13 protein-coding genes are annotated in these 25,937 nt (G+C 66.9%); 11 read left to right on the top strand and 2 right to left on the bottom strand.

The annotated features are described in order from the left end of the window. Positions 1 to 14: 14 nt before the first annotated feature. The 4 genes from AC1D0O_RS22640 (at position 15) to AC1D0O_RS22625 (ending at position 10,449) form a co-directional block, all read left to right on the top strand. Positions 15 to 3,044, top strand: a complete 3,030-nt coding sequence (locus AC1D0O_RS22640) for a porin (protein ID WP_477655743.1) — start codon at positions 15 to 17, stop codon at positions 3,042 to 3,044. 9 nt (positions 3,045 to 3,053) lie between these two features. After that, positions 3,054 to 6,941 (top strand): beta strand repeat-containing protein, encoded by a 3,888-nt coding sequence (locus tag AC1D0O_RS22635; RefSeq protein ID WP_477655742.1) that lies wholly within the window; start codon positions 3,054 to 3,056, stop codon positions 6,939 to 6,941. Continuing rightward, the gene (locus tag AC1D0O_RS22630) at positions 6,938 to 8,500 is read left to right on the top strand and encodes an argininosuccinate lyase (RefSeq protein WP_477655741.1); all 1,563 of its coding nucleotides are present in this window, start codon (positions 6,938 to 6,940) and stop codon (positions 8,498 to 8,500) included. Before AC1D0O_RS22635 ends, AC1D0O_RS22630 begins: the two co-directional genes overlap by 4 nt. Before the next feature lie 89 nt (positions 8,501 to 8,589). After that, a complete protein-coding gene (locus AC1D0O_RS22625) occupies positions 8,590 to 10,449 on the top strand; it encodes a peptide transporter (RefSeq protein WP_477655740.1) in 1,860 nt (619 codons plus the stop codon). Here AC1D0O_RS22625 and AC1D0O_RS22620 read toward each other — a convergent pair. Next, positions 10,398 to 11,630, bottom strand: a complete 1,233-nt coding sequence (locus AC1D0O_RS22620; protein ID WP_477655739.1) for a cation:dicarboxylate symporter family transporter — start codon at positions 11,628 to 11,630, stop codon at positions 10,398 to 10,400. The two genes, AC1D0O_RS22625 and AC1D0O_RS22620, sit on opposite strands and share 52 nt — an antisense overlap. 227 nt (positions 11,631 to 11,857) lie before the next feature. Here AC1D0O_RS22620 and AC1D0O_RS22615 point away from each other — a divergent pair, with 227 nt between their 5' ends. After that, positions 11,858 to 12,781, top strand: coding sequence for a LysR family transcriptional regulator (locus AC1D0O_RS22615; protein ID WP_477655738.1), 924 nt, complete (start codon positions 11,858 to 11,860; stop codon positions 12,779 to 12,781). 136 nt (positions 12,782 to 12,917) lie between these two features. After that, positions 12,918 to 13,829, top strand: a complete 912-nt coding sequence (locus tag AC1D0O_RS22610; protein WP_477655737.1) for a LysR family transcriptional regulator — start codon at positions 12,918 to 12,920, stop codon at positions 13,827 to 13,829. Positions 13,830 to 13,847: 18 nt separating this feature from the next. Here the strand turns inward: AC1D0O_RS22610 and AC1D0O_RS22605 are convergent, their stop codons facing one another. Beyond that, positions 13,848 to 14,801, bottom strand: coding sequence for an ornithine cyclodeaminase family protein (locus AC1D0O_RS22605; RefSeq protein WP_477655736.1), 954 nt, complete (start codon positions 14,799 to 14,801; stop codon positions 13,848 to 13,850). Positions 14,802 to 15,058: 257 nt separating this feature from the next. Here AC1D0O_RS22605 and AC1D0O_RS22600 point away from each other — a divergent pair, with 257 nt between their 5' ends. From AC1D0O_RS22600 to ggt, 5 genes are all read left to right on the top strand, one after another. Beyond that, complete coding sequence (locus tag AC1D0O_RS22600; RefSeq protein ID WP_477655735.1) at positions 15,059 to 15,949, top strand: dienelactone hydrolase family protein; 891 nt, start codon at positions 15,059 to 15,061, stop codon at positions 15,947 to 15,949. 366 nt (positions 15,950 to 16,315) lie between these two features. Next, positions 16,316 to 19,345, top strand: a complete 3,030-nt coding sequence (locus tag AC1D0O_RS22595; RefSeq protein ID WP_477655734.1) for a porin — start codon at positions 16,316 to 16,318, stop codon at positions 19,343 to 19,345. 15 nt (positions 19,346 to 19,360) lie between these two features. Further along, positions 19,361 to 23,263 (top strand): beta strand repeat-containing protein, encoded by a 3,903-nt coding sequence (locus tag AC1D0O_RS22590; RefSeq protein ID WP_477655733.1) that lies wholly within the window; start codon positions 19,361 to 19,363, stop codon positions 23,261 to 23,263. Next, positions 23,250 to 24,110, top strand: coding sequence for a dienelactone hydrolase family protein (locus tag AC1D0O_RS22585; protein WP_477655732.1), 861 nt, complete (start codon positions 23,250 to 23,252; stop codon positions 24,108 to 24,110). Before AC1D0O_RS22590 ends, AC1D0O_RS22585 begins: the two co-directional genes overlap by 14 nt. Before the next feature lie 39 nt (positions 24,111 to 24,149). Continuing rightward, on the top strand, positions 24,150 to 25,916 hold the full coding sequence (gene ggt / locus AC1D0O_RS22580; RefSeq protein WP_477655731.1) for a gamma-glutamyltransferase: 1,767 nt from the start codon (positions 24,150 to 24,152) through the stop codon (positions 25,914 to 25,916). The last annotated feature ends 21 nt before the right edge of the window (positions 25,917 to 25,937 follow it).

Genomic DNA, 25,937 nt, shown 5'->3' with positions numbered 1-25,937 from the left:
AGAAGACGAACACCATGATGGAATTCTCACGCCTTGCCGCACCCCGGCGAAAAATCCTCGCATCGCAAATCTGCGCGATGCTGGCCGCCGCGCCTTTCACCGCCCATGCGCAAACCCCGCCCAGCGCCGGCACCCTGTTTGACGCCAACCGCCAGCAGCTCTCGCCCACGGAAAGCGCCGGCGCGCCGGCGGCGGTGCAGCGCCCCGCGCGCATTGAGAAAGAGACGGAGGGCAGCGATGAGGGCCAGGGCTTGCCCGCCGGCGGGCCGGGCATCCAGGTCACGGGCTTTGTGCTCAGCGGCAACCGCTCCTTGCCGGCCTCCATGCTGCAGGAGCAGTTGCAGGAGTTTGTCGGCCGTGAGCTGGACTTCGCCGGGCTGGGCAAAGCCGCCGCCAAAATCACGGCCTACTACCGCGCCCAGGGCTACCTGGTGGCGCGCGCCTACCTGCCCGCGCAGGAAATACAGGGCGGCGTGGTCGCCCTCGGCATCCGTGAAGGCGTCATCGGCCGGGTGACGGCCGAGCCCGACGCCAGCGTGCGCCTGGACCGGGACCTGATAGACCGCCATCTCGCGGGGCTGCGGCCGGGCGAGGTGATCCAGGAGCTCGACCTGGAAAACACGCTGCTGCGGCTGTCCGACATCACCGGCGTGTCGGTCAAGGCGGTGCTGCGCCCATCGGCGCAGCCGGGCGCCACCGACATCATCGTCAAGCTCAGCGAGATGAGCGCGATCACCTCGCGCGTGAGCATAGACAACGGCGGCAGCTATTACACCGGCGCGAACCGGCTGTCCGTCAGCCTGAACCTCAACGACGCGCTGGGCATGGGCGAAAGCTTCAGCCTGAACACGCAGCAGACCTTTGAAGGCCTGCGCATCGCCGGCATCGGTTACCAGCAGCCCCTGGGCACGACCGGCCTGACGGTGGGCGCGAACTTCGCGGGTCTGCAATACAACATCGGCAAAAACCTCAAAGAGGTGCAAGCCAACGGTGAAGCCCGCGTCAGCACCCTGTTCCTGAACGCCGCGCTGCTGCGCAGCCGGCGCGCCAACGTCAACCTGTCGGTGGCGGCGGAATACCGGCATTTCCAGGACACCACCAGCGGCACCACCGTCGACAAGTCCGCCCAGGTGCTGAGCGCCGGCCTGTCCGGCGACTGGCGTGACGAATGGACGGGCGCGGCGGCCGGCAACAGCTGGAGTGCGCGCCTGGGCATGGGCCACCTGAAAAAGGAAACGCCCAACGATGCCGCGCTGGACCGTTTCACGGCGAACGCGGCCGGCGACTACAAAAAGCTCAACCTGTCGTTCAGCCGCCAGCAGCCGCTGGGCGGCGGCTTCTCCCTGCTGGGCTCGGTCAGCGCGCAGTACGCCGACAAGAACCTGGACGCGTCGGAAAAAATGAGCCTGGGCGGCTCCAATGGCGTGCGCGCCTACCCGACCGGCGAAGCCGCGGGCGACCAGGGCATGCTGGCGCGCCTGGAGCTGCGCAAGACCCTGGGTGTGGTCGGCAACTCCGTCGTGGAAGGCGCGCTGTTCGCCGACGCGGGGCGTGTCACCATCAACAAGAAGCCCTGGGACAACAGCGAAAACCGCGCGAGCCGCTATGGCTACGGCGTCGGCCTGAACGTCTACAACAAGGATCTGGTGTTCAACGCGAGCCTCGCGTTCTCGCCCGGCGTCAACCCCACCAGCGAGCCGAAAAGCGCGCGCCGCCTGTGGCTGTCCGTCTCGGGTTCGCCGCAGGCCTTCACCGGCCTGGCCTCCAGCGGCAGCAGCCGGGGCGAGGATTTCGAGGAAGCCGAAGACGGCATGCTGCTGTACGGCTCGCTGGGCATCATCCCCGAATATGTGAGCCGCTCGGGCGCGACGCCCGCGGCGCCCGCCGACCAGAGCAAACTCGCCACGCCCAACGGGCGCAACATGTCGGGCTTCTGGCGCGCGCGCGACAACGTGTCGTATGTAGGCGCACGCGGCGGCATCCCCATTTACGAGCAGTGGAAAGCGCTGTGGCAGCTGGAGCTGGGCCTGTCGCTGAGCGCGGGCGCCGCCGGCGTCGACGCCACGCCGGACTGGACACACCGGCAGGAGCTGCGCAACACCGGTGTGGCCCTCGCCCATCCCGACGCCGGCACCGCGATGTACGGCAACTGGGACATGCCGCTCAAGGAAAGCACCACGTCATTCGATCCTTTCGGCGGCACCACCAGCGCGGCCCACTACAACATCATCGGCTCGCCGGGCTTTGCCACCAGCATCGCCCGGAACTCGGGGCCGGTGGGTACGGCGGCGGTGAACAACAACGACGACACCGCCTTCAACCGCCGCCAGGCCGGCATGTACGGCTACTGGACACCGAAGATGGGTGGCTTCCAGCTCAAGCTGGCGTATTCGAACAACGGCATGAAGGCCGCGCCCGACGTCGACACCGGCTACCTCTACGGCGGCAGCCTGTCTTATGAAAACGGCGGCTTCTCCGCCGTGGTGGCGGCCGAGCAGCACGTGAACTATTTCGGCATCGCCAGCCTGGGCCGCAACGCACGCGGCGTCGGCACCAACACCCACGTGACCCAGGGCACGTCTTCCAACGACTACAGCGTGCGCGTCGGCGTGGCCTACGATTTCGGCGCCACCAAGGTGTCGCTGATCGCCGACGAGCTGAACTACGCCGAGTCCGGCGTGGTCAACACCAGCGTCACCTCGAGTGATATGTCCAGCTACCGCCGCCGCGCCTACATGCTCGGCATCTCGCACAAGATAGGCGCCTGGCAGCTGCGCGCCAGCCATGCCAAGGCCTTCGCGGGCGACTGCAGCATGATTTCCGGCAACGGCGTGAACTGCTCGACCGAGGGCATGGGGGCCACCTCCCAGGCCGTCGGTTTTTCTTACGCGTGGAGCAAGCAGGTCAGGATCTTCGGGCAGTTTGTGTTGCTGCGCAACCAGCCCCTAGCCAACTACAACTACGCCGTCGCCGGCGTCTTCGGCACCGCAGGCGTCGGCACCACGATCCGCGCGATCGGTGTCGGCATCAACTACACATTCTGAGGAGCTCGCATGGCACACCAATCTTCACCGGCCTCTTCCTTGCCCTTCACCCGGAAAAACCGCCCGGCGCTGACGCCGCTGTGCGCGGCCATCCTGTCGGCGCTGTGCAGCGTTTATCCGCTGCACGCGCATGCGCTGGACGCCGGCGCCTTGCCGACCAACGGCCAAGTCACGGCCGGCAGCGGCAGCATCAGCCAGAGCGGCAACGTCATGAATGTGGTGCAGGGCAGCGACCGCATGGCCGCCACCTGGAACACCTTCAACATCGGCAGCGCGGCGAAAGTCAATTTCGTGCAGCCCTCGGCCTCGTCGGTGGCGCTCAACCGCGTCACCTCCAGCGACGCCTCGCAGATCATGGGCCAGCTCAATGCCAACGGCCAGGTCTTCCTGATCAATCCCTCGGGCATCCTGTTCGGCCAGGGCTCGGCGGTCAACGTCGGCGGCCTGGTGGCCAGCTCGCTGAATATCTCCGACGCCAACTTCATGGCCGGCAGCAGTCGCTTTGACGCCGGCGGCGCGGGCGGCGCCGTGATCAACCAGGGCAGCATCGTCGCGGCCGACGGCGGCTACGTGGCCTTGCTGGGCGCGCAGGTGCGCAACGAAGGCAGCATCACGGCACGCCTGGGCAGCGTGATGCTGGGCGCCGGCGAGAAAATCACGCTGGACTTCAACGGCGACGGCCTGATCAACATGCAGGTCAGCGACCCTTCGCTGGGCGCCAGCGTGGTGAACCAGGGGCTGCTCAAGGCCAACGGCGGCGTGGTCGTCATGTCGGCGCGGTCAAGCGACGCGCTGCTGTCCAATGTGGTCAACAACGAAGGCGTGATCGAGGCGACCAGCCTGCAGCGCCGCAACGGCACGGTATTGCTCGACGGCGGCGATGCCGGCATCGTCGCCGTGAGCGGCCGCATCGATGTCTCCGGCCGCAACGCCGGCGAAACCGGCGGCAGCGTCAAGGTCCTGGGCCAGTACGTCGGCGTCTTCGACGCTGCTCGCATCGATGCTTCGGGCGACGCCGGCGGCGGCAGCGTGCTGGTCGGCGGAAACTACCAGGGCAGCGGCACCGAGCGCCAGGCCGTCGGAACTTACATGAGCGAAGACGCCCGCATCAACGCCGACGCGCTCAGCAGCGGCGATGGCGGCAAGGTCATTCTCTGGTCCACCGACAGCACGCGTTTTCACGGCGGCATCACCGTGCTGGGCGGGGGGCAGACCGGCAGCGGCGGCCTGGTCGAGACCTCGGGCCACAGCCTGGAGGCGACCGGTTCGGTGGATATCAGCGCGGCCTCCGGCAAGGGCGGCACCTGGCTGATAGACCCCTTCAACATCAACATCACGAGCACGGCAAGCGTAGGCGCGACCGGGAGTTCCCCCTTCACGTCCAGCGGTGCGGCCAGTTCCAACCTGAGTTCGGCCGTGCTCAACGCCTCGCTGTCCACAGGCGCCAACGTGATCGTCCAGACCACCAACAGCTTCGGCGGCACCTCGGGCGACATCAACGTGCTGGACAACGTCAAGGGCGTGGGCAATGCCTCCCTGACCCTGCAGGCGCATCGTAACATCATCATCGGCAGCGGCCGCACCATTTCCAACGGCACCGGAAAAACCCTCAACGTCTCGCTGTTCTCCAACTACAACAACAGCGGCAACGGCTCGGTTTCCCTGACGGGCAGCAGCATCACCACCAACGGCGGCTCCATCACCATAGGCGGCGTCGACCCCTTGGTGGGCTCGGCCAGCACCATCCTGAACAGCACCGCCGGCGTGAACATCAGCGGCTCCACGCTGAGCACGAGCGGCGGCAACATCACGATACGCGGCGCGGTCGCCGCCAGCTCGCTGAACTCCAACAGCAGCGCGGTGCAGATCGCCGGCGCCTCCACGCTTAATGCGGGTGGCGGCAACATCTCCATCACGGCCAATGTCGCCAGCACCAGCGCGACCGGTGACGCCTTTGTGCTCACCGGCGGCAGCAATGTCCTCACCAGCGGCGCCGGCTCCATCACGGTGGACAGCACCAACCTGGGCAGCGGCAATGGCACGCGCATCTTCAGCACCAACAACACCCTGGCCGCCAGCGGCTCCGGCAACCTGACGATCAGCGGCAATGCAAGCTCGGGCTTCGGCGTGCTGATCTGCTCGACAGCCAGCGGCTCCACGCAAACACTTACCGTGGGCAGCGGCAACCTGACCGTGCAGGCCAATGCCAACGGCTTTGCCGGCGCCGGCCGCGGCGTCTACCTGGCGGCTTCGGGCACCAACGGCGCCGTGGTGCTCAATGCCACGGCGGGCGGCGCCATCACGCTGGGCGGCAGCAGCACCGGCAGCTACGGCACGGTGCTCAACTCGACGGGGACCGGCTCATCCATCAGCATCTTCTCCGACGGCAACATCACGGTGGCCGGCAATACCTCAGGAGGCACGACGCCCGCGCTGGGGCTGCTGAGTTCGGGCAGCGGCGCCAGCGCGGCCACCGCCTCGAAGATCAACATCAACAGTACGGCCGGCGCGCTCAAGCTGCTGGCCAACAACAGCGTGGTCAATCCCACCATCGGTTCGTTCAAGGCCGTGTCGCTGGACGCCAGCGGCGCCTATGCCAGCATCAACCTGGGCACGCAGTCGGGCGCGCTGACACTGGACGGCACCAGCTACTCGGGGCGCGGCGTGGACATCGCGCCCTCCGGCGCCAATGCAGCGATCAACATCACGACCGGCAGCGGCGCCATTGCCGTCAACGGCAACAGCACCAGCAGCTTCGGCGGCTATGGCATCTACCTGAACTCCACCGGCAATTCGAGCGGCGTGAACGTCAGCACCGTGACCGGCGACATCACCTTTCGGGGCGATTCCATCGGCACCTCGGACGCCATTTCCCTGGGCGGCAGCGCCACCAGCACCAACTCGGTCAACAACATCGCCTCGCAGGGCGGCAATATCACGCTGGTCGGCAATTTCCATTCTCCGAACATCGCGGAGCTGGACCACGGCATTGCCATCCAGAACGTCGCCAACCGCATCCAGACCACCGGCGCGGGCAACGTCACGCTGACCGGCAACGCCGCCGACCAGGGCAACGGCGTCAGCATCTACGGCGGCGGAAAGGCCTTGCTCAGCGTCGAGAACGGCGCGCTTGCGATCACCGGCAGCAGCGTTTACGGCGACGGCGTGGGGGTGCTGACCGGCAACAACGTGATTCGCGCCACCGGCAGTGGATCGGTGAGTGTCGCCGGCAGTTCCACCTACGGCAGCGGCGTCACCGTCTACCCCTCGACGGCAACCAGTTCCGCCGCCATCTCGACGGTGTCGGGCAAGCTCTCGGTCACCGGCAGCAGCGGCGCGGCGTCGGCCGCGCCGGCGGTCCTGCTGCGCAGCGCGGCTTCGGGCGCCGCCAACGGCGTCAGCATCACTTCGGGCAGCGGAGACATCGACATCCAGGCGGCGACCGCCGGATCCGGCGAGGGCCTTTCCATCGTCGGCAGCAGCACCGGCGCCTTCAACACCATCAGCACGGGCGGCAGCGGCAGCCTGCGTGTTTCGGGTTCCGGCGGCAGCTATGGCGTGCGCATAGACGGCGGCACCAACAAGCTGCAAGTGGAAAACGGCCTCTTGCTCATCAACGCCAGCGCGCCCAACGGGCAGCCCTTCAGCCAGTCTTCGGATGTGACAACGATTGCCGCCACCGGCTCGGGCACCGTGTTGCGCAATCTCGGCGGCACGATAAATAACAGCCTGACCAGCGCGGCGTCGGCCGCCGCCACCGCCGCGCTGCAGTCGGACATGGCCGGCGGCGACTGGATGGCGCCTTTGGCCGACAGTGCGTTCTCCCCTCCGGGCACTGGCCCGGACAAGCTCACCATTTCCGTGGTTTCTTCCACCCCATCCACAGGCGAAGAATGAAACTTGCCGGAATCCGATGCACCGCGGCTACCAGTCCCGCCGGACTGTCACGGCGCGCCGGGCGGCTGGCGCTGGTTCCGCTGCTGCTGCTGCTGTCGCTGTCCGCCGCCGCCATCGCCGCGGACAAGCAGGACGGCCAGCCCGAACAAGACAATTTTCATTTCCTCGGCGAGATGAACAAGGCCTCGACCGTCATGGTGGTCGAGACCAAAATCGTCCCGCCCGAGCTCGGCAAAAAGATCGCGCGAGCGGTCGACCAGGTGATCAGGGACGGCAACCAGCCCGGCGCCAAACGGCCCGGGGACTATCTGCAGTACGAGCCACTGATCCTGGCGCTGGCCGGCCCCGACGGCTCGCGCATGCATTCAGGCCGCAGCCGCCAGGACATCCTGTCCACCACGCGGCGCCTGATGCAGCGGGAGCGCACGCTGGCGCTGATGGCGGCGATGATCGAATCGAAGGCGCGGCTGCTGGCCGTGGCCGGGAACAACCTGGACACCATCGTGCCGGCCTACACCAACGGCGTGCAGGCCCAGCCCACTACCTACGCGCACTACCTGCTGGCCTTTGCCTCGGTTTTCGGGCGCGACAGCGCGCGCTTGAAGGAGGCTTATGCGCGACTCAATATGAGCCCGCTGGGCGCGGGCGCGCTCGGCACCTCGAGCTTTCCGGTCAATCGCCAGCGCCTGGCGGAACTGCTGGGTTTTGACGGCGTGGTGGAAAACTCCTATGACGCGGCCCAGCTTGGGGCGCTCGACCAGGGCGTGGAGCTCGTGGGCCTGTGCAGCAACGCGGCGCTGACGATAGGCCTGCTGGTGCAGGACATGCATACCCAGTACCACCAGGTGTCTCCATGGATCACCATCCAGGAAGGGCGGCTCACCGGCACGAGCAGCATCATGCCGCAAAAGCGCAACCCCTATGCCCTCAATGTGCTGCGGCTGCAGGCCAGCGAAGTGGTGGGCGGGGCCTTCACTTTCCAGCTGGAGGCGCACAACGTCACGCCCGGCATGCCCGATTACAAACGCGACCAGGTCGGAAAAACCCTGGACCTCACGGCCGGTGCCTTCGCGAAGCTGGCCGATCTGATGGACCACCTCGTCATCGACCGCGAGCGCGCGCTGCAGGAAGTCGACGCCGAGTACTCCACCACCACCGAGCTGGCCGACATCCTGCAGCGCGACGCGGACGTCCCTTTCCGCGTCGGCCACCATTTCGCCTCGGACCTGGTCAACTACGGGCGCGCCAACAAGCTCAAGCCGGCCGAGATCCCCTTCGACGTCGTCAAGCAGCTGTATGCCGAAGCGGTGAAAGCCCTTGATTTTCCGCGGGCGGAATTTCCGCTGACGCAGGAGCGCTTCCGCACCTCGCTGACCGCGCAGAACATGCTGGCTTCCAGCAAGGGCCTGGGCGGCCCGCAGCGCGCGGAGACCGTGAGGATGCTGGCGGCCGAGAAGAAGCGGCTGGACCAGGACGCGGCCTGGCTCAAGGCGCAGCAGGACAAGCTCGCGCGCGCCCAGGACACCCTGGACCGCACTTTTTCCAGGCTGGGCCAGTGAGCGGGAAGGGCGAGGTAGTCGGGATGGGCGGCAGCGGCGATACTGGCGCTGCCGGGCAGGCCGCCGGATTTCCGCGACAGGGGCGCACCATGACCGACGACATCTTTTCGCTCGAGAATTTTGAATACCTCTGCTACTCGCGGCAGCAGGAGCCTGCCGCGCGCGAGCTGGTCAAGCTGCTGCTGCTCATCGACAGGAATTACGGCAACCTGGACGGAAACTTCGCGCTCAGCCTGTCGGCGGCCATAGGCGCGCAGGAACGCGACGCGCACGGCCTGACCCGCCTCACCAGCGCCATCTCGGCCCTGTTTTCCGACCCGAGCTTTCACGTCTCCCCCGGTGGCTTCGGCCAGCTCATCAATTTCCAGCGCTGGCTGTCGGCGCTGTTTGCCGCCAGTGCCTTTGTCCATTGCGACCACATCCTGAGATCGCTCAACTTCCTGGGCTCCGCCGCGCCGGAGTTCCATGTGAGCGAGCGAGACCTCGTGAAGTTCTGCATCCTGTATTCGCCCGAATCGGAAATCCCGCTGGATGTGGAATTGCTGTGGCGGCAGAACAAAAATCTGGCCGCCGCGCTGTTCACGGCCCTGCTGTCACCGCGCTTCCTCGGCTCGCCCGCCGCGCATTCCAAGCGCGAGGCGTTGCTGGCCTGGCTGCCCGCCCACCTCGAGGAAATCGAAAGCCTGGACATCCTGCCGGTGGGCATCCTGCACGACGTGTACATGCACTGCAGCTACGCCGACCTGCCGGCGCGCCACGAGATCAAGCGGCCCATCAACCGCCTGGTCCGCAAGAAGCTCGAAGCGCTGGGCCTGGAACGTGTTGCGTCCGCGCTCGCCGTGCAAAGTGTGGACAAGCCCATCATGCTGGTGCTGCTCGAGTGGTTCTCCGGCGGGCATTCGATTTACCGCACGCATTCGAGGAGCCTGGCGGCCGCGCGCCGGCATTTCCGCCTGGTGGCCATTGCCTACCCCGGCAATATCGACGAACTGGGCCGGGCGGTGTTTGACGAGGTGATTGATTTCGCCGCGCCCAACGACATGATCGCCTGCCTGCGCCAGCTGCACGCGCTGGCCGGCGCCCTCAGGCCCGCCGTGTTTTACATGCCCAGCGTCGGCATGTTTCCCATCACCATGTTCGCGGCCAACCAGCGCCTGGCGCCCCTGCAGGTGGCCGCGCTGGGCCATCCCGCCACCACGCATTCCGACCGCATCGACTACATCAGCGTGGAAGACGATTTTGTCGGTGACCCCGCCTGCTTCAGCGAAACCCTGCTGCGCCTGCCGAAAGACGGGCAACCCTACCGCCCGTCCGCCATCGAAGTCTCGCTGGGGCGGCCGCCACGGCAGGACGCGCCCGTCGTCAACATCGCCGTGGCCGCGACCACCATGAAGCTCAACCCGAAGTTCTTGCTGGCCTGCCAGAAGATACGCGCGGGCGCGAGCAAGCAGGTCCGCTTTCATTTCCTGATCGGGCAGGCGACCGGCCTGATCTATCCGCAGGTCCGCAGGTTGATACGCCGCTACCTGCCGGACGCCGAGATTTACGCGCACCAGCCTTATCCGGATTACCTGGCCATCTTCAGCCGCTGCGACATGTTCCTGAGCCCTTTTCCTTTCGGCAACACCAACGGCATCACCGACGCGGTGACGGTCGGCCTGCCCGGTGTGTGCAAGACCGGGCCCGAGGTGTTCGAACACATCGACGAAGCCCTGTTCCGGCGCCTGGGCTTGCCGGACTGGAGCATTGCCGCCAGCGTGGAGGATTACATCGCGGCCGCCATCCGCATGGCCGACGGCTACGCGGAACGGGCTGAGCTCTACCGGCGGCTTGAGCGGCGCGAGTGCCTGAACACTTTGTTCGAAGGCCGCGCGGACTGCCTGGGCGACCGCCTGTATCAGATCTGGTCGGCGATGGGCGAGGAGGCGGCCTTGCCCGTCAGGGCCTGATGCATGGCCTGGCGGTCCAGCGCTTTTTCCCAGGCGCACACGGCGATGCAGCCCACGCAATTGCCGATCACATTGGTGAGCGAGCGGCATTTCATCAGCCGTTCTATGCCCAGCAACAGGACAATGCCGGCCACCGGAATGAAGTTCAGGCTGGCCAGCGTCGCGGTCAGGGCCACGAAAGCGGAACCGGCGATGCTGGTGGCGCTCTTGGACGTCAGCATCGCGATGCCCAGCAAGGACAGCAGCGGCCAGAATCCCAGCTCGACGTGCGATATCTGCGCGAGGAAGACCGCCGCCATGGCGATGTAGATGTTGCTGCCGTTCAGGTTGAAGCTGTAGCCGGTCGGCAGCATCAGGCGCACCACCGGTTTTGCGCAGCCCATTTTTTCCAGTTTCCCGACCAGGCCCGGCAGGGCGGCGATCGATGAACTGGTGAAGAAGACCAGCAGCAGCTCGTCCTTCACATAGGCGATCAGGCGGAAGATGTTGCAGCCGGCGGCGCGCGCGACCGTGCCCAGCACGAGGCAGACGAACAGGATGCTGACGAGGTAGATCGCCGCGACAAAATGCAGCAGCGGCAGCATGGAGGAGATGCCGTAGCGGCCTATCATGAAGGCCATGGCGCCGAAGGCCGCCAGCGGTGCCAGCTTCAGGACCATGCCGACCATGCCTTGCAGCACCTGCTGCACCGATTCTATGAGTTCCAGCAGCCCGCGGCCGCGCTCGCCCACGCGCCCCAGCGCGATGCCCGAGAGCAGCGCCAGCAGCAGAATCTGCAGGCTGTTGCCGCCGGTGAAGGCGCCGGTAAATGTCGAGGGAATGATGTCGAGCAAAAAGCCGGTCTTGCTGTCCGCGGCGGCCGGCGCGGCAGCGGCCGTCGCGGCATCGGAAAAAATCGGTGCAAAACCCTTGCCGGGCGCCAGCAGCGTGGCGCCCAGGATGCCCGCCGCCAGCGAGATCACGGTCATGGTCTCGTAGTAGACGATGGCCTTGACACCCACCTGCGTGGCCTGCAGCCGGTTTCGCATGCCGGCGATGCCGGACACCACCAGGCAAAAAATCAGCAAGCCGATCAGCATGCCGACCAGGCGCAGAAAGCCGTCGCTAAAGGGCTTCATCTGCGTGCCGGCTGACGGGAAAAAGTGCCCCAGCAGCATGCCGGCGGCAAAAGCGAGGGCCATCTGCGCAATGGGATGGCGAAGCGTTCTTCTGGTTCTGGTCATCGATGAGCCAGTCTACGGGTGACCTGCCGCCGCGGCCCGGGTGCCGCGCCATACGGTGGGTTTTCGCGGATGGACGGTGCGCGCAAAGACGCCAAGGTGTCACCCGGCGCCGCCGGTATATGCATAAACTCTGGATGCAAGGCTTTCGATACTTGGAACAGGTTCTTTAAAGATAGGCCGACCTCATGGAACTGAGACACCTGCGCTACTTCCTGATGGTTGCCGAGGAACAGCATTTCACGCGCGCCGCCGAGCGGCTGAACATGCAGCAGCCGCCTTTGAGCCACCAGATCCGGTTGCTGGAAGAGGAGCTGGGCTTCGAGTTGTTCCGCCGCCACCCCAAAGGTGCGGCGCTGACGGCCGGCGGCGCGGTATTTGTGCAGGAGGCCCAGGCCATCCTGCGCGGCGTCGAGCAGGGCGCGGCACGCGCCGCGCGCGCCGCGCAGGGCTTTGAAGGCACGCTGGCCATAGGCTTTACCAGCTCGGCCGCGGCCCATCCCTTGATTCCGGGGATCATCCGGGCTTACCGCAGCGCCTATCCCGACGTGCATCTGGACCTCAGGGAAGCCAATGCGGCCGAGCTGACCGAGGGCATAGACAGGGGCAAGGTCAATGTCGCGATGCTGCGCACGCCCGTCAGCCATCCGCGCGGCGTGAGCTTTGTGTCCCTGCTCGAAGAAGAGATGCTGCTGGTCCTGCCGGTGGGCCACGCGCTGGTGGCGGGTGCCGCCAAGGGCAAGATGCCGGTCGTTGACTTGAAGTCCCTGGCCGATGAGCAGTTCATCCTGGTGCGCAGGCACGGCGCGCCGGGCATGTACTCGAACCTGATCGAGGCTTGCGAGAACGCGGGCTTCACGCTCAGGATTGCCTCGGAGGTGGAGCGCATGCTGACCAACATCAGCCTGGTCGCGGCGGGCGCGGGTGTCTCGGTCGTTCCCGCATCCATGAAGGATTTCCACCGTGAGAGCGTGGTGTACTGCCGCATCCGCAATGCCAGGCCCGCACTGGTGGCGCCTATCACGCTGGTGAGCCGGGACGACGGCAACTCGCCGGCCGAAAAGAATTTCATGGACCTGGCCAAGAGCCTGGCGCGGCAACACAAAGCCTGAGGGCGCGCGAGAGCGTGCGGGGGTGTCAAATACCTCGGATCCTCGCGGATTTCAATGCAAAATGCCTTGACGGGCTTGCCCGGCTTCAGGCTTTTGCCTTCCGACGTGGACGCCGCCAACCACAACGCTTGTTTCTATGAGAACCCGCCACATTGAAGTCCTGCAGGCCATCCTGCGCACCGGCACCATCAGCGGCGCGGCGCGCCTGCTGCATGTGTCGCAGCCCGCCGTGACCAAGGCATTGCAGCACGCCGAGGCGACCGTCGGCTTCGCGCTCTTCAACCGCGAAGGCAAGCGGCTGGTGGCGACCAAGGAAACACATGCCCTGGCCCCCGTCGTGGAACAGGCCACGGGCGGCCTCGACGCGGTGCGCGAACTCGCGCGCAATCTCAAGCTGGGCGCCGACAAGGCGGTGCGCGTGGCGGCCGTCGCATCGCTGGCCAACAGCGTGCTGCCGTCCGCGGTGCTGGCCGCCCGAAAACTGTTTCCCAAAATGCGCAGCGAGCTCAACACCGGCCACACCGAAGACATGATGCAAAAGCTGCTCATGCACGAGGTGGACCTGGCCATCGCCTTCGACCCGCCGCTGCACCCTTCGCTGGACTGCGTGGAGATAGGCCACCTGCAACTGGTGGCGGCCAGCCTGCCCGCGCGGCTCGGCAAATACGCGCGCAACAAATCGATTTCGGCCGAGGCGCTGGCGACCATGGAATTGATAGAGCTCTCGGGCAAGGATCCACTGGGCCGCATCTATTCGCGGTACGCCAACCGCTTCAGCTGGCAGCAGGGCAAAACCGCGGTGCGCACCTACCAGATGGCGGTGCGGCTGGCCGAGCTGGACCAGGGCGTGGCCATCGTGGATTCGGCCAGCGCCAATTTCTTTTCCGACAAGCTCAAGGTCCTGCCGCTGGAGCCGCGCGCCGAGTTTCCGGTCTGCGCGATGTACCTCAAGGCGGCGGCCGTCACCGACATCATGCGTGCGCTCACGCAGTGTGTGAGCGATGAATTGAAGAAGGTCCAGGACGCAACCTGGCAACCTAGAGCGTAAGAGACCGGCTAGCGAGCCTCAGTACTGGCTGGCGGTGACGGCCTCTTTCGCGACGATTTGCCCGCGCAAACCTTCCACCACACGCCGCGCGGCGACCAGGTCGCTCAGGCCGACGCCGACCGCCTTGAACAAGATGATTTCCTCGGGTGAACGGCGCCAGGGCGCGTCGCTGCCCAGCAACTCCGGCAGGTCGTTGATCTGCGATGCATCCAGGCTTTTGTCGGCCAGGCCCATCACGATCTCGCCGGCTTCCACCAGGCTTTGCGGCTTCCATTCAACGATCACGCGGTCGCTGCGCGCCCGGCTGACCTGGTCGATCTCGGTGCCGTTGGGCAGGCTGGTGCCCACCGCACAGATCGCCGCGCCGCGCTGCAGCCAGGCGCCGTCAAACAGCGGCTGCTTGGAGCGTGTCACGGTGACGACGAGGTCCGCGCCGGCCACCGCTTCCTGCGGCGACACCTGGCGCACCGCTATGCCGTAGCGCGCGGCAAGCGTTTCGCAAGCGCGTGAGACGTCGGCCGTGTCGACGACGGCGATCTCGGAAAAGCCCATGGTTTCCTGCAGGGCCTCCAGGTGCGTGCGGCCCTGGATGCCCAGGCCGAAGATCGCCATCTTTTTCGCGCCCAGGCGGGTGGTCTTACGCGCCACCCAGGCTGTCATCGCGGCCGTCCGGGCGCGCGTGATCTCCGCCGCCGGCATCACGTGGTGGTCCTGCCGGGCCAGGTCGAAGAGGTTGACCAGGAAGTCAAACTGGCCGTTGAGGCTGGTGTAGGTCTTGTACGCGGCGACGCCGCGGCTTTCCCACAGCGCGCCCATGCCGCTGAGCTTCCAGCTGCCGCAGTCAATGCGCTGGCGCGCCTGGATGGCCGCGTCGCCGCTGCGCAGGGATTCGAAGGCGGCGGGCAGGTCCTGCAGGACTTCGCGCCAGCTGATGGTGCGGCCAACGTCTTCATCGGTATACGTATGGATCATGAAAATGCTTTCGGAAAAGAGGGCCCGGCCGGACAAGGCCGAGCTTGGGGCCGAGGATGAGGTCATCCTAAGTTGGCCTGCGGGCCCGCCCTCATCACATTTCTGCGAGCTCGATAACCTGAAGTTATGGCCCCCTCTGGTGAGCAGCCGCGCACGGCGGCCGGCGCGCGGCCGCAAGCCTTGACGCCGCGGGGCTTCGTTTGCCATGATGGCCGCGCACTCCGCCTTTGCGCGGCCGCTTGCCTGAAAGAGCCCTCATGAACATGCCCGCCCTCCGATTTATTTCCCGTGCCGGTTTCAAACTTTGCGCTTTGGTATTCGCCTTGCTGGCGACAGGCCAGGCCGCGTGGGCGCAGCAAGCGAAAACCGTGAACTTCTCCAGCGAGGACGGCAAGACGACGCTGGTGGCCTACCAGTACGCGCCCGATACGCCGGGCCCGCACCCGGCGGTGGTGATGCTGCATGGGCGCGGCGGCTTGTACTCGACGCTGAAGCAGACCTTTGACGCCGACTCGCTGTCCTCGCGCCATGTGATGTGGGTGAAGTTCTGGGTCGAGCGCGGCTATGTGGCGCTGCTGGTGGATTCCTTCGGCCCTCGCGGTTATGCGCGCGGTTTTGAAGCCGGCACCAACGACGGCAGCCGGCCGGCCAGCGTCAACGAGATCACGGTGCGCCCGCTGGACGCCTACGCGGCGCTGAAATTTTTGCGCGGCCAGCCCGGCGTGATCAAGGACAAGGTGTTCCTGCAGGGCTGGTCCAACGGCGGCAGCACGGCGCTGTCCGCGGCCTCCACCACGGCGCCCGGCATCGAGGCGCCGACCGAGGCCACCGGCTTTCGGGCCTTTTTGAGCATGTACCCGGCTTGCGCCCAGGTCATGCGCAGGTTCACCAGCAGCTACCGCAGCTACGCGCCCATGCTGCTGCTGATCGGCACGGACGACGAGGAGGTCAACCCGGAACGCTGCGCGCAGCTTTCCGCGATCGCCGAGCGCAACGGCAGTGACTGGCAGTTTGTGCTGTATCCCGGTGTCGAGCACTCCTACGACACGCCCACACGCAAGCGCGAATCCGTGCAGGCCAACAAGCTGGCGGCCGAGGACAGCAAGCAGCGCGCGCAAGACTTCTTCGGAAAATTCCTCGCGCGTTAACGGGCTTCAGAGCGCCGCTCACAAAGTCCTCCCATCTTGTTCCCTCTCCCTCTGGGAGAGGGTTAGGGTGAGGGCCGCCGGCCTGCATACACACACGGCGCAACATCAGACGCCGCTGGCCCCCATCCCAGCCTTCCCCCAGCGGGGGAAGGAGCCATACCGTGATGCCACACTCCCCCGCTTTGCGCACGCGGATACATATTTTCTGCGTAGATAAATAACCTCAGGTTATGGATATGGGCGGGTATTTCGAACTGGCCCTTACAGATAAATACAAGTCAAATATCCGGCGGGGGAAACCAGCTTTCATGCGCGGCACGGGACCGGTGGAGAGCCTTTCAAAAACTACAGATGCAAGCAACCAACGTGAACAGATCCAGAAGCCGGCCTTTCAAACCCAGTGTCATCGGCGGCTTGCTGGCGCTTTCCGGTTATGGCGCCTTCGCGCAGGCGCCCGATGCCGGCCGCATGCTGGAGTCCATCCGCGAACGCGCGCCGGGCATCAGCAACCCGGCGCCGGCGGATGCGCCGGCCGTGATTGAAAAGCCCGCGGAAGAAAGTCGCGCGGCGTCCACCGACACCGGCGCACGTGTTGTGGTGACGCGCTTCGAGTTCAGCGGCAACGACTCCGTGGACGCGCAGGCCCTGGCCGCGGAACTGCAGGGTTTCACCGGCCGCGAAATCGGTTTCGAGGCGTTGGCCGAGGCCGCCGCGCGCATCACCCGCTTTTACCGCTCGCGGGGCTTCCTGGTGGCGCGCGCCAATCTGCCCGCGCAGGACATCGCGGGCGGCACGGTCAGGCTGGACATCCAGGAAGGCCGGCTGGGCACGGTGAGCGTGGAGCCCGCCAAAAATGTACGCCTGGACCCGGGCATCGCCCGCCGCTTCATCGACGGCCTGGTGCCCGGCGCGGTGATCCGCGAGGACGAGATCGAGCGCGCGCTGCTGCTGCTCTCGGACCTTCCCGGCATCACCGTGCGCTCGGTGCTGCGCGCGGGCGCCCAGCCCGGCACGGCCGACCTGGTGGTGCGCGTCAGTGAAAGCACGCTGGCGCAGGCGCGCTTCGGTTTCGACAACCAGGGCAACAGCTACACCGGCCGCAACCGGCTGACGGTGGAGCTGTCGGCCAACGACTGGCTGGGGCTGGGCGAGGCCTGGAGCGCGAAAGGGATCACGAGCTTCGAAGGCCTGACGGCCCAGACACTGGGCGTGTCGGCGCCCCTGGGCGGCTCCGGCCTGCGCGCGGGCCTGGCTTACACCAACCTGCTCTACAAGATAGGCCGGGATTTCGCGCCGCTGGATGCCAGCGGCGAGGGCGAGAGCCTCAGCGGTTTTGTGGCCTACCCTTTCCTGCGCGGCAGGCAGGCCAACCTGACGGGGCAGCTGACGCTGGAGCAGAAGAACTACATAGACCGCGTCAACCAGGCCGGCCTGGACGTCAAGAAGTCGTCGACCCTGGCCAGGCTGGACCTCTACGGCGACTGGCGCGACGGCGTGACGGGTAACCCCGCGCTGACGACTTATTCCCTGGGCCTGACGCGCGGCCGCCTGAGCCGCGACACGCTGTCCGACGCCGCCTTCGACGCGCGCGCGGCCCAGACGGCCGGCAAGTTCAACAAGCTCAACTGGGCGCTCTCGCGCCTGCAGGCGCTGCCGGGCGGCTTCACGCTGCATGCGTCGCTGTCGGGCCAGCAGGCTTCGAAAAACCTGGACTCGTCGGAAGAGTTTTTCCTGGGCGGCCCCAACGGCGTGCGGGCCTATCCGCAAGGCGAGGGCGCGGGCGACGAGGGCTGGCTGTCCCGGCTGGAGCTGCGGCACGGCCTGGGCCGGCTGGGCGGCTTCGGTGTGGAAGGGTTTCTCTTTTACGACGCGGGCCGCGTGCGCATCGACAAAAATCCCTGGGACCCCGCGCAGGTGAGCAACCACAGGAGTTTGCAGGGCGCCGGCCTCGGGCTGGTCTTCACGCGGCCCAAGGCGCTGACCGTCAGCGTCGGCGTGGCCTTCAAGCCCACCAGCACACCGAGCACCGTCGAGGCCTCGCACAGCCCGACCTTGTGGCTGCAGGTCAGCGGTGCGCCGCAAGCCTTCGCGGGGCTGGGTTCCTCGCTGTCGGACGATCCGGAACTGAGTGCCGACAAGTTTGAAATCTTCGGCGGCTTCGGCCTGGAGTTTGAGCAGGTCGCCCGCGACGGCGCGACGCAGGCCGGCCCGCGCGGCGCCACCCAGTCGGCCACGCCCACGGGCAGGCAGTTGCCTTCCTACCTGCGCATCAGCGACCCCTCATCCTCGATCGGGGTGCGCGGCGCGCTGGGGCTGGGCGGCGGGCTGGAGGCCTTCTGGCAGGTGGAAGCCGGCGTGGCCTACAAGTACGTGCCCAAGTCCGGGCCGAGCTCCGAGCGCCCCGAATCCAACGCGGCGACCACGCTGCAGGACGCGGGCGTGGGCCTGCGCAGCGCCGACTGGGGCGCCGTGCGCTACGGCCAGTGGACCATGCCCTTTCGCGATATGACCGCCAAGTTCGATCCTTTCAATGATTACGGCATAGGCGGCGCGGGCGGCATCATCGGCTCGCCGGGCCTGGGCGTGGGCTCTTCCAGCGTGGCCGGGCCGGTCACCGAGGTGGGCGATGCGAACAACGACGATGCGGCCTTCATACGCCGGCAGCCGGGCGTGTGGCAATACGCCACGCCGGAATGGAAGGGCCTGTCGGCGCGCATTGCCTATTCGAACAACGGACGCCGCCTCGCGCCCGACCTGGGCGCGGGCTCGGCCTGGGGTTTCAGCGGCTCTTACGTGAACGGCCCGTTCAAATTCGGCATCGCCTACGAGCAGCACAACCAGTACTTCGGCATCGCCAGCCTGGGCCGCAACAACCGCGGCGTCGGCTCGTCGGCCACGGCGGTGACGCAGGGCAGCTCGTCGCGCGACTGGGCCGCCAGCTTCGGCGCCAGCTACACGGTGGGCTCGACAACCTTCTCCATGCTGCTCGACAAGCTCTCGTATTCCGAGTCGGACGTCATCCCCGGCAACACGGTGCTGGACCTGCAGGGCTATCGCCGCCGCGCCGGGCTGGTCGGTGTGACGCACACCATAGGCCCGTGGGAATTGCGCGCCAGCGCCGGCCGCGCGTCGCCGGGCACCTGCAGCGTGGTGTCCAACGACCCCGCGCTGCGCGCCTGTTCGACCACGGGCCTGGGGGCGACCTTGGTGGCGCTGGGCTTCAACCGCACTGTCAGCAAAAACCTCAGCGTTTACGGCACTTACTCGCGCATCCGCAACGACGGCTCCGCGAGCTACAACTTCCGCACCGGCGCCGTCTTCGCCTCGGCCGGCAACACACCCGGTGTAGGCGCCGACGTCACCGGCTACGGCCTCGGTTTCAAGTACAGGTTCTGAGAAAGAGAGTCACGCATGCGTTCTGCCCATCGCCGCTTCCCCGGTTCATTTCGTCCCCTGCTGAATGCCGTCATGCTTGCCGTGCTGGCGCTGCAGGCGGGGCGGGTTTTCGCCGACGCGCCGCCGGGCAATGCCTTGCCCACCAACGGGCAGGTGGTCGGCGGTTCGGGCAGCATTGCCGCCTCGGGCAACGTGCTGACAGTCAACCAGCTCAGCGACAAGCTGACGGCGCAGTGGGATACCTTCAACATCGGCTCGGCGGCCAAGGTGAACTTCGTGCAGCCCTCGCGCTCCTCCATCGCGCTGAACCGCGTGATGTCGAACGATCCTTCGCGCATCTACGGCCAGCTCAATGCCAACGGGCAGGTGTTCCTGGTCAATGCCGCGGGCGTGCTGTTCGCGCCGGGCTCCAGCATCAACGTCGGCGGGCTGGTGGCCAGCACGCTGGACATTTCAAATGCCGACTTCGCCGCGGGCAACATGCGCTTCACCCAGGGCACCGGCACCGCCGGCCAGGTGCTCAACCAGGGCACGCTCACGGCGAGCGAGGGCGGCTACATCGCCTTGATAGGCCCCCAGGTCGCCAATGAGGGAACGATCAGCGCGCAGCGCGGCACCGTGGCTATGGGCGCGGGCCATGCCGTCACGCTGGACATGCACGGCGACGGCCTGCTCAACCTGCAGGTGGACGGTGCCGCGCTGGCGGCGCTGGCGTCCAACAGCGGCGCCATCCAGGCCGATGGCGGGCTGGTCGTGCTGGCTGCCCGCTCGGGCGGCGACCCGCTGGCCACCGTGCTCAACAACAGCGGCACGGTGCAGGCCAGAAGCCTGACGAACAGGAATGGTGTGATACGGCTTGAAGGTGGAGACACTGGCGTCGTCGCCGTCAGCGGCACACTTGACGCCTCGGGCTACGGCGCAGGCCAGACCGGCGGCACGGTCAAGGTGCTGGGCGACAAGGTCGGCCTGTTTGCCGGCGCGCGGGTCGATGCCTCGGGCGATGCCGGCGGCGGCACCGCGCTGCTGGGCGGCAACTGGCAGGGCTCCGGTAGCGAGCAGCGCGCCCGCGCGACCTTTGTCGACGCCGACGCGCAGATCAAGGCCGACGCCGTGAACACCGGCAACGGTGGCAAGGTCGTGGCCTGGTCGGACGAAAGCACACGCTACTACGGCAGCATCAGCGCCAAAGGCGGCGCGGCGAGCGGCCAGGGCGGCAATGCCGAAGTGTCGGGCGTCAATTTCCTGGACTACGCGGGCACGGCCGACCTCACGGCGGCCCATGGCGGCGCGGGCTCCTTGCTGCTGGACCCGACCAACATCACGATCTCGACGGGCGGCAACACTGCGACCTGGAACGGCAGCAACACCTTCACCGGCTCGGGCGCCACGTCCATCCTCAACACCACCACGCTGGTCAACCAGCTGGGAACGGCCAATGTGACCGTGAGCACGGCCAGCGCCGGCGCGTCGCTGGGCGACATCACGGTCAGCAGCGCCATCGCCTACAACGGCGCCACCGACCGCACCCTGACCCTGCTGGCGAATCGCGACGTCAACGTCAATGCCAACATCACCTCCGGCACGGCCAAGCTCAACGTGGTGCTGAACTCGGCCTCCGCGGGCGGCTCTGCCGTCGGATCGGTGTCCATGGGCTCGGGCGCGCAGATCGTGAGCAACGGCGGCAACATCACCATAGGCGGCGGCCCGGATCCCACCACGGGTTACGCCACGGGCGGCGGCGTCACCACCCTAGGCTTTCGCATGGTGGGCGGCGGCAGCCTGCTGAGCAGCGGCGCCGGCAACATCCTGATCAACGCCAAGGGCGCGACGGGCCAGGCCTTCTCCATGGGCACCAGCGCCAACACCATCCAGAGCACCAGCGGCAACATCACCATCAATGCGCGCAATGCCGACGCCACGGCCTTCGGCATGAACAGCGGCACCAACATCATCCAGTCGACCGGCGCCGGCAACATCACCATCAGCGCCGAGTCCACCGGCAACGCGCTGGGCATGACCATGGGCTCCAGCGGCACCAACACGATTCGCGTCGCGAACGGCGTGCTCAGCATCAACGCCAAATCGACAGGCTCCAGCAGCGCGCTGGCCATAGGCTCGGGCACCAACACCCTGCAGGCCACGGGCAGCGGCAGCCTGTCGCTGACCGGCAGCTCCAGCGGGTCGGGCAATGCCGTGTCCATGATCACCGGCACCAACCTGATGCGCACGGCGGGCGGCAACATCGCCATCAACGGCACGGCCACGGGCACAGGCAGCGCCATCGTGCTGGGCGACGGTGCGGCCCAGGCCAAGGTCGAGGCGACCGGCGCGGGCAACATCACGCTCACGGCGAATCGCCCGGTCGCGATGAACCTCGCGACGCTGAGTTCCGGCGGCGGCAACATCTCGGTGTCGGGCACAGGCGCGGGCGCCACGCAAGGCATCGCGCTGACCGGCGGCAGCAGAATCCTTACCTCGGGCGCGGGTGGCATCACCCTCACGGCCGGCAATACCGGCGGCAGCGCCCTGCTGATGGGCTCGGGCAACAACCTGGTCGAGGCGGCCGGCAGCGGCAACGTCACGCTCAACGTGCAGTCCAGCAACGCCGGCTCCGGCTCGGGCCTGACCATGGGCAGCGGCGGCACCAACACCGTCCGCACGGTTGACGGCCTGCTGGCCGTCAACGCCTCGTCGGCCGGTACCAGCAGCGCGCTGGCGCTGGGCTCAGGCAGCAACACACTCGAAGCGACCGGGACCGGGCAGGTGGCGCTGGCCGGTATGGCCGCGGGCTCGGGCAACGGCATCTCGCTGGCCGGCGGCACCAACCAGGTCAAGACCGCCGGCGGCAATCTGTCCCTGTCGGGCACCAGCGGCAACGGCGGCGACGGCATCACCTTCGGTTCGCTGAACAATTCCGTGCTGTCGCAGGGCGGCAACATCAGCCTGAGCGGCAACAGCGCGCGCGGCGTCGGCGTGTCCATGGCCACCGGCAACAACCTGGTGCAGGCCGGCGGCCAGGGCAGCCTCGGCGTCAACGCGCAATCGGCCGCGACCGGCGCCGGTTCGGGGCTGGGCATGGGCACCAGCGGCAACAACACCTTGCGCACGGTGGACGGCGCGCTGACCGTCAATGCGCAATCGGCCGGCACCAGCAGCGCGCTGGCGCTGGGCTCGGGCACCAACCTGATTGAATCCACCGGTAGCGGGCCGCTGGTGCTGGCCGGAAAGGCCGTGGGCACGGGCAACGGCATCTCGCTGGCGGCCGGCGGCACCAACACGGTCCGCAGCGTGGGCGGCGACTTGTCGGCCACCGGCACGGCGACGGGTGGCGGCGACGGCATCAACATGGCCAGCGGCAAAAACAGCTGGCTCACGCAGACCGGCAACATCACGCTGTCCGGCATCGCGGCGGGCTCGGGCACCGGCATTGCCATCCGGCCCAGCACTGACGTGGCGACGATTGAAGCGCGCGGCGCCGGCAACATTACTTTCAAGACCGACAGCTACGACAGCTCGCCGACTTCCACCGGCACCGGTTCCGTGCGCATCGCGAGTGCCGGCGGCGTGCTCACCATCGAACAGCTGACGCCGGGTACGACCATAGGTATAGGTGACGGCGCGACCGGTCAACTCAACTGGGACGGCACGGAAATCGGCCAGGTCGCCGGTTTCTCCTCGGTGCGCGTGGGCAATGCGCTGTCGGGCGCCATCGATGTGCGGCCGCCGTCCTTCCCCGCGCCCGTGGTGCTGCCCGTTCGCTCCAGCGATGCGGCGCGCCAGCAGGCCGCCATCGTCGCTTCCACCCATGACGAAGCTCCCGGGTCGGCGGCCGACCATGAGCCCAATGAGAGCACACAGGCCTTGCGTGGCGAAGAACCGAATCTGCTGAAGGTGGAAGGCTTTGATGTGGCGCGTTAAGGCATGGCAACTGGCCGCGCTGGCGGTGCTGGCCTTGCCCTGCCTGGCGCAGGAAAAAGTGCAGTTCCCCAGCCTGGACCGCTGGCAGGGCACTGAACGGCTGCTGCTGGACGGCTATCTCTACAAGCCGGCGGACCAGGGCCGCTTTGTCGCGCTGGTCATGTTCCACGGCTGCGCTGGCGCCCTGGGAAAAAACGGCGCGATCACCCAGCGTTTTCGCGACACCGCCAAACTGCTCAATGGCATGGGCTACGGGGTGTTGCTGGTGGACAGTTTCAACCCGCGCGGCGAAAGGCAGATCTGCACGGTCACGCCCAAGGCCCGTTCCATCCAGGAAGAACAGCGCTGGCTCGATGCCTACGGCGCGATCGAATACCTCAACACGCGTGCCGACGTGGTGACGGGCAAGATAGGCGCCATCGGCTTTTCGCACGGCGGCACGGCGGCCGTGCAGGTGATGAATGCCGAACTGCCGGTTAAAAAACAGGGCGCACCCGGCTTCGCCGCGGCGATCGCCATGTACCCCGGCTGCGCCTCGACGCTGGCGGCCAGGCCCGACTATGTGGCTTATGCGCCGCTGCTCATCCTGGCGGGTGAGCTCGACGACTGGACGCCGGCCCGCTACTGCCAGAAGCTGGCCGAGCGCAGCAAGGAGCGCGGGCAGCCCGTCGATATCGAGGTCTACCCCGAGGCCTACCACGGCTTTGACGAGCTGAGCGCCGTCAAGCTGCGCGAAGACGTGGTGCGCGGCGGCAAGCCCGTGCATGTGGGCGGCAACCCCGCCGCACGCGTCGCCGCCCACGCGAGAATCCGCGAATTTTTCGCCAGACATCTGCCGGCTCACTGAGCGGGCACCTTTATTCCCAAAATCTCACAAGGAAAGACGATGCGTTTACACACAAGAGCACGCGCTTTGGCGCAGCTGGGTTTTGTTTTTTTCATGTCGCAGGCGGCGGTGCACGCGCAGCTGCAGCCGGTACCGGCCCAGGACGTCGCACCCGAGCCTTCCTCGGGCTACACCGAAAAGAAGGCCGTCACGGCCAAAAAATTCATGATCGCCACGGCCAACCCGCATGCGACACGCGCGGGGCAGGAAATGCTCAAGGCCGGCGGCAGCGCGGTGGATGCGGCCATCGCCGCCGCCGTCATGCTGAACCTGACCGAACCGCAGTCTTCGGGCATAGGCGGCGGCGCCTTCATCGTGAGTTACGACGCGGGCCAGAAGGCGCTCAACGCCTATGACGGCCGCGAAAAAGCGCCGGCTTCGGCCAACGGCGACCGCTTCCTCGACGCCAAGGGCAAGCCCCTGCCGCTCAGGGAGGCGATCAATTCCGGCAAGTCCGTCGGCGTGCCCGGCCTGCTGCGCGTGATGGAACTCGCGCACCAGAAGCACGGCAAACTGCCCTGGGCAAAACTGTTCGAGCCCGCCATACGCCTGGCCGAAAGCGGCTTTGCGGTGTCGGAGCGCCTGCACACCGTGATCAAGCTCGACAAGACCCTGCGTGCCAATGCGAACGCGCGTGCCTATTTTTATGACACGGCCGGCGAGCCGCTGGCCGTGGGCGCCACGCTGAAGAACCCGGACTTCGCGGCGGTGCTCAGGCGCGTCGCCAAGGAAGGCCCGGATGCCTTTTACAAAGGCGAGATCGCGCGTGACATCTCCGCCGCCGTGAACAGCCAGGCCCAGCCCGGCGGCATGACGCTGCAGGACATCGCCGGCTACCAGGCGCGGGAACGCGCGGTGCTGTGTGGCGCCTACCGCGCCTACAAGGTCTGCGGCATGCCGCCGCCTTCGTCGGGCGGCATCGCGGTGCTGGCCATGCTGGGCGCGCTGGAGCGCTTCCCGATGTCCGGCGTGCGGCCGAATTCCACCGAGGCCGTGCACCTGTTTTCCGAAGCCGGCCGTCTGGCCTATGCCGACCGCGACTACTACGTGGGCGACCCTGATTTTGTGAACGTGCCGGCGACGGCGCTGGTCTCGCCCGAATACCTCAAGACCCGCAGCGCGCTGATACGCCCCGACGTGAGCATGAAGCGCGCCGCGCCGGGCGTGCCGGCCGGCGTCAAGCTGGCCTGGGCGCCCGATGAGGAATCGGAAATCCCGGCGACCAGCCATATCTCGGTGATCGATCCGGCCGGCAACGCGGTGTCCATGACGACGACGATTGAAGCGGTGTTCGGCAGCCACATCATGGTGCGCGGCTTTTTGCTGAACAACCAGATGAYGGACTTCGCACTCGCGCCCGAAGAAAACGGCTTGCCGGTGGCCAACCGCATCGAAGGCGGCAAGCGCCCGCGCAGCACCATGTCGCCCACGCTGGTGTTCGACGCCGACGGCAAGCTCAAGATGACGGTGGGCTCGCCCGGCGGCAGCGCCATCATCAACTATGTGGCCAAGACGCTGGTGGGCGTGCTGGACTGGGGCCTGGACGTGCAGCAGGCGATTTCCTTGCCCAATATGGGCAGCCGCAACCGTGCCACCGAGGTCGAACTGGGCAGCGAGCTCGAGAAGCTGTCCGGCCCCTTGAAGGCGCTGGGCCACGAGGTGCAGGCCATCGAGTTCACCAGCGGCCTGCAGGGCATCGTGGTGACACCCCAGGGTTTGGTCGGCGGCGCCGATCCGCGGCGCGAGGGATTTGTGCTGGGGGAATGAGGCGCTTCTGCCTGGGTTGGC

This window comes from Polaromonas sp. P1_F2 (assembly GCF_056405735.1).
Note: the sequence above shows the minus strand (reverse complement) of the source record. Positions and strands in the feature narration are given on the sequence as shown.

Excerpts from the sequence above, each read along its gene's own strand:
- AC1D0O_RS22640 (WP_477655743.1), top strand. The coding sequence starts at position 15 with ATGATGGAATTCTCACGCCTTGCCGCACCCCGGCGAAAAATCCTCGCA.
- AC1D0O_RS22635 (WP_477655742.1), top strand. The coding sequence starts at position 3,054 with ATGGCACACCAATCTTCACCGGCCTCTTCCTTGCCCTTCACCCGGAAA.
- AC1D0O_RS22630 (WP_477655741.1), top strand. The coding sequence starts at position 6,938 with ATGAAACTTGCCGGAATCCGATGCACCGCGGCTACCAGTCCCGCCGGA.
- AC1D0O_RS22625 (WP_477655740.1), top strand. The coding sequence starts at position 8,590 with ATGACCGACGACATCTTTTCGCTCGAGAATTTTGAATACCTCTGCTAC.
- AC1D0O_RS22620 (WP_477655739.1), bottom strand. The coding sequence starts at position 11,630 with ATGGCCCTCGCTTTTGCCGCCGGCATGCTGCTGGGGCACTTTTTCCCG.
- AC1D0O_RS22615 (WP_477655738.1), top strand. The coding sequence starts at position 11,858 with ATGGAACTGAGACACCTGCGCTACTTCCTGATGGTTGCCGAGGAACAG.
- AC1D0O_RS22610 (WP_477655737.1), top strand. The coding sequence starts at position 12,918 with ATGAGAACCCGCCACATTGAAGTCCTGCAGGCCATCCTGCGCACCGGC.
- AC1D0O_RS22605 (WP_477655736.1), bottom strand. The coding sequence starts at position 14,801 with ATGATCCATACGTATACCGATGAAGACGTTGGCCGCACCATCAGCTGG.
- AC1D0O_RS22600 (WP_477655735.1), top strand. The coding sequence starts at position 15,059 with ATGAACATGCCCGCCCTCCGATTTATTTCCCGTGCCGGTTTCAAACTT.
- AC1D0O_RS22590 (WP_477655733.1), top strand. The coding sequence starts at position 19,361 with ATGCGTTCTGCCCATCGCCGCTTCCCCGGTTCATTTCGTCCCCTGCTG.
- AC1D0O_RS22585 (WP_477655732.1), top strand. The coding sequence starts at position 23,250 with ATGTGGCGCGTTAAGGCATGGCAACTGGCCGCGCTGGCGGTGCTGGCC.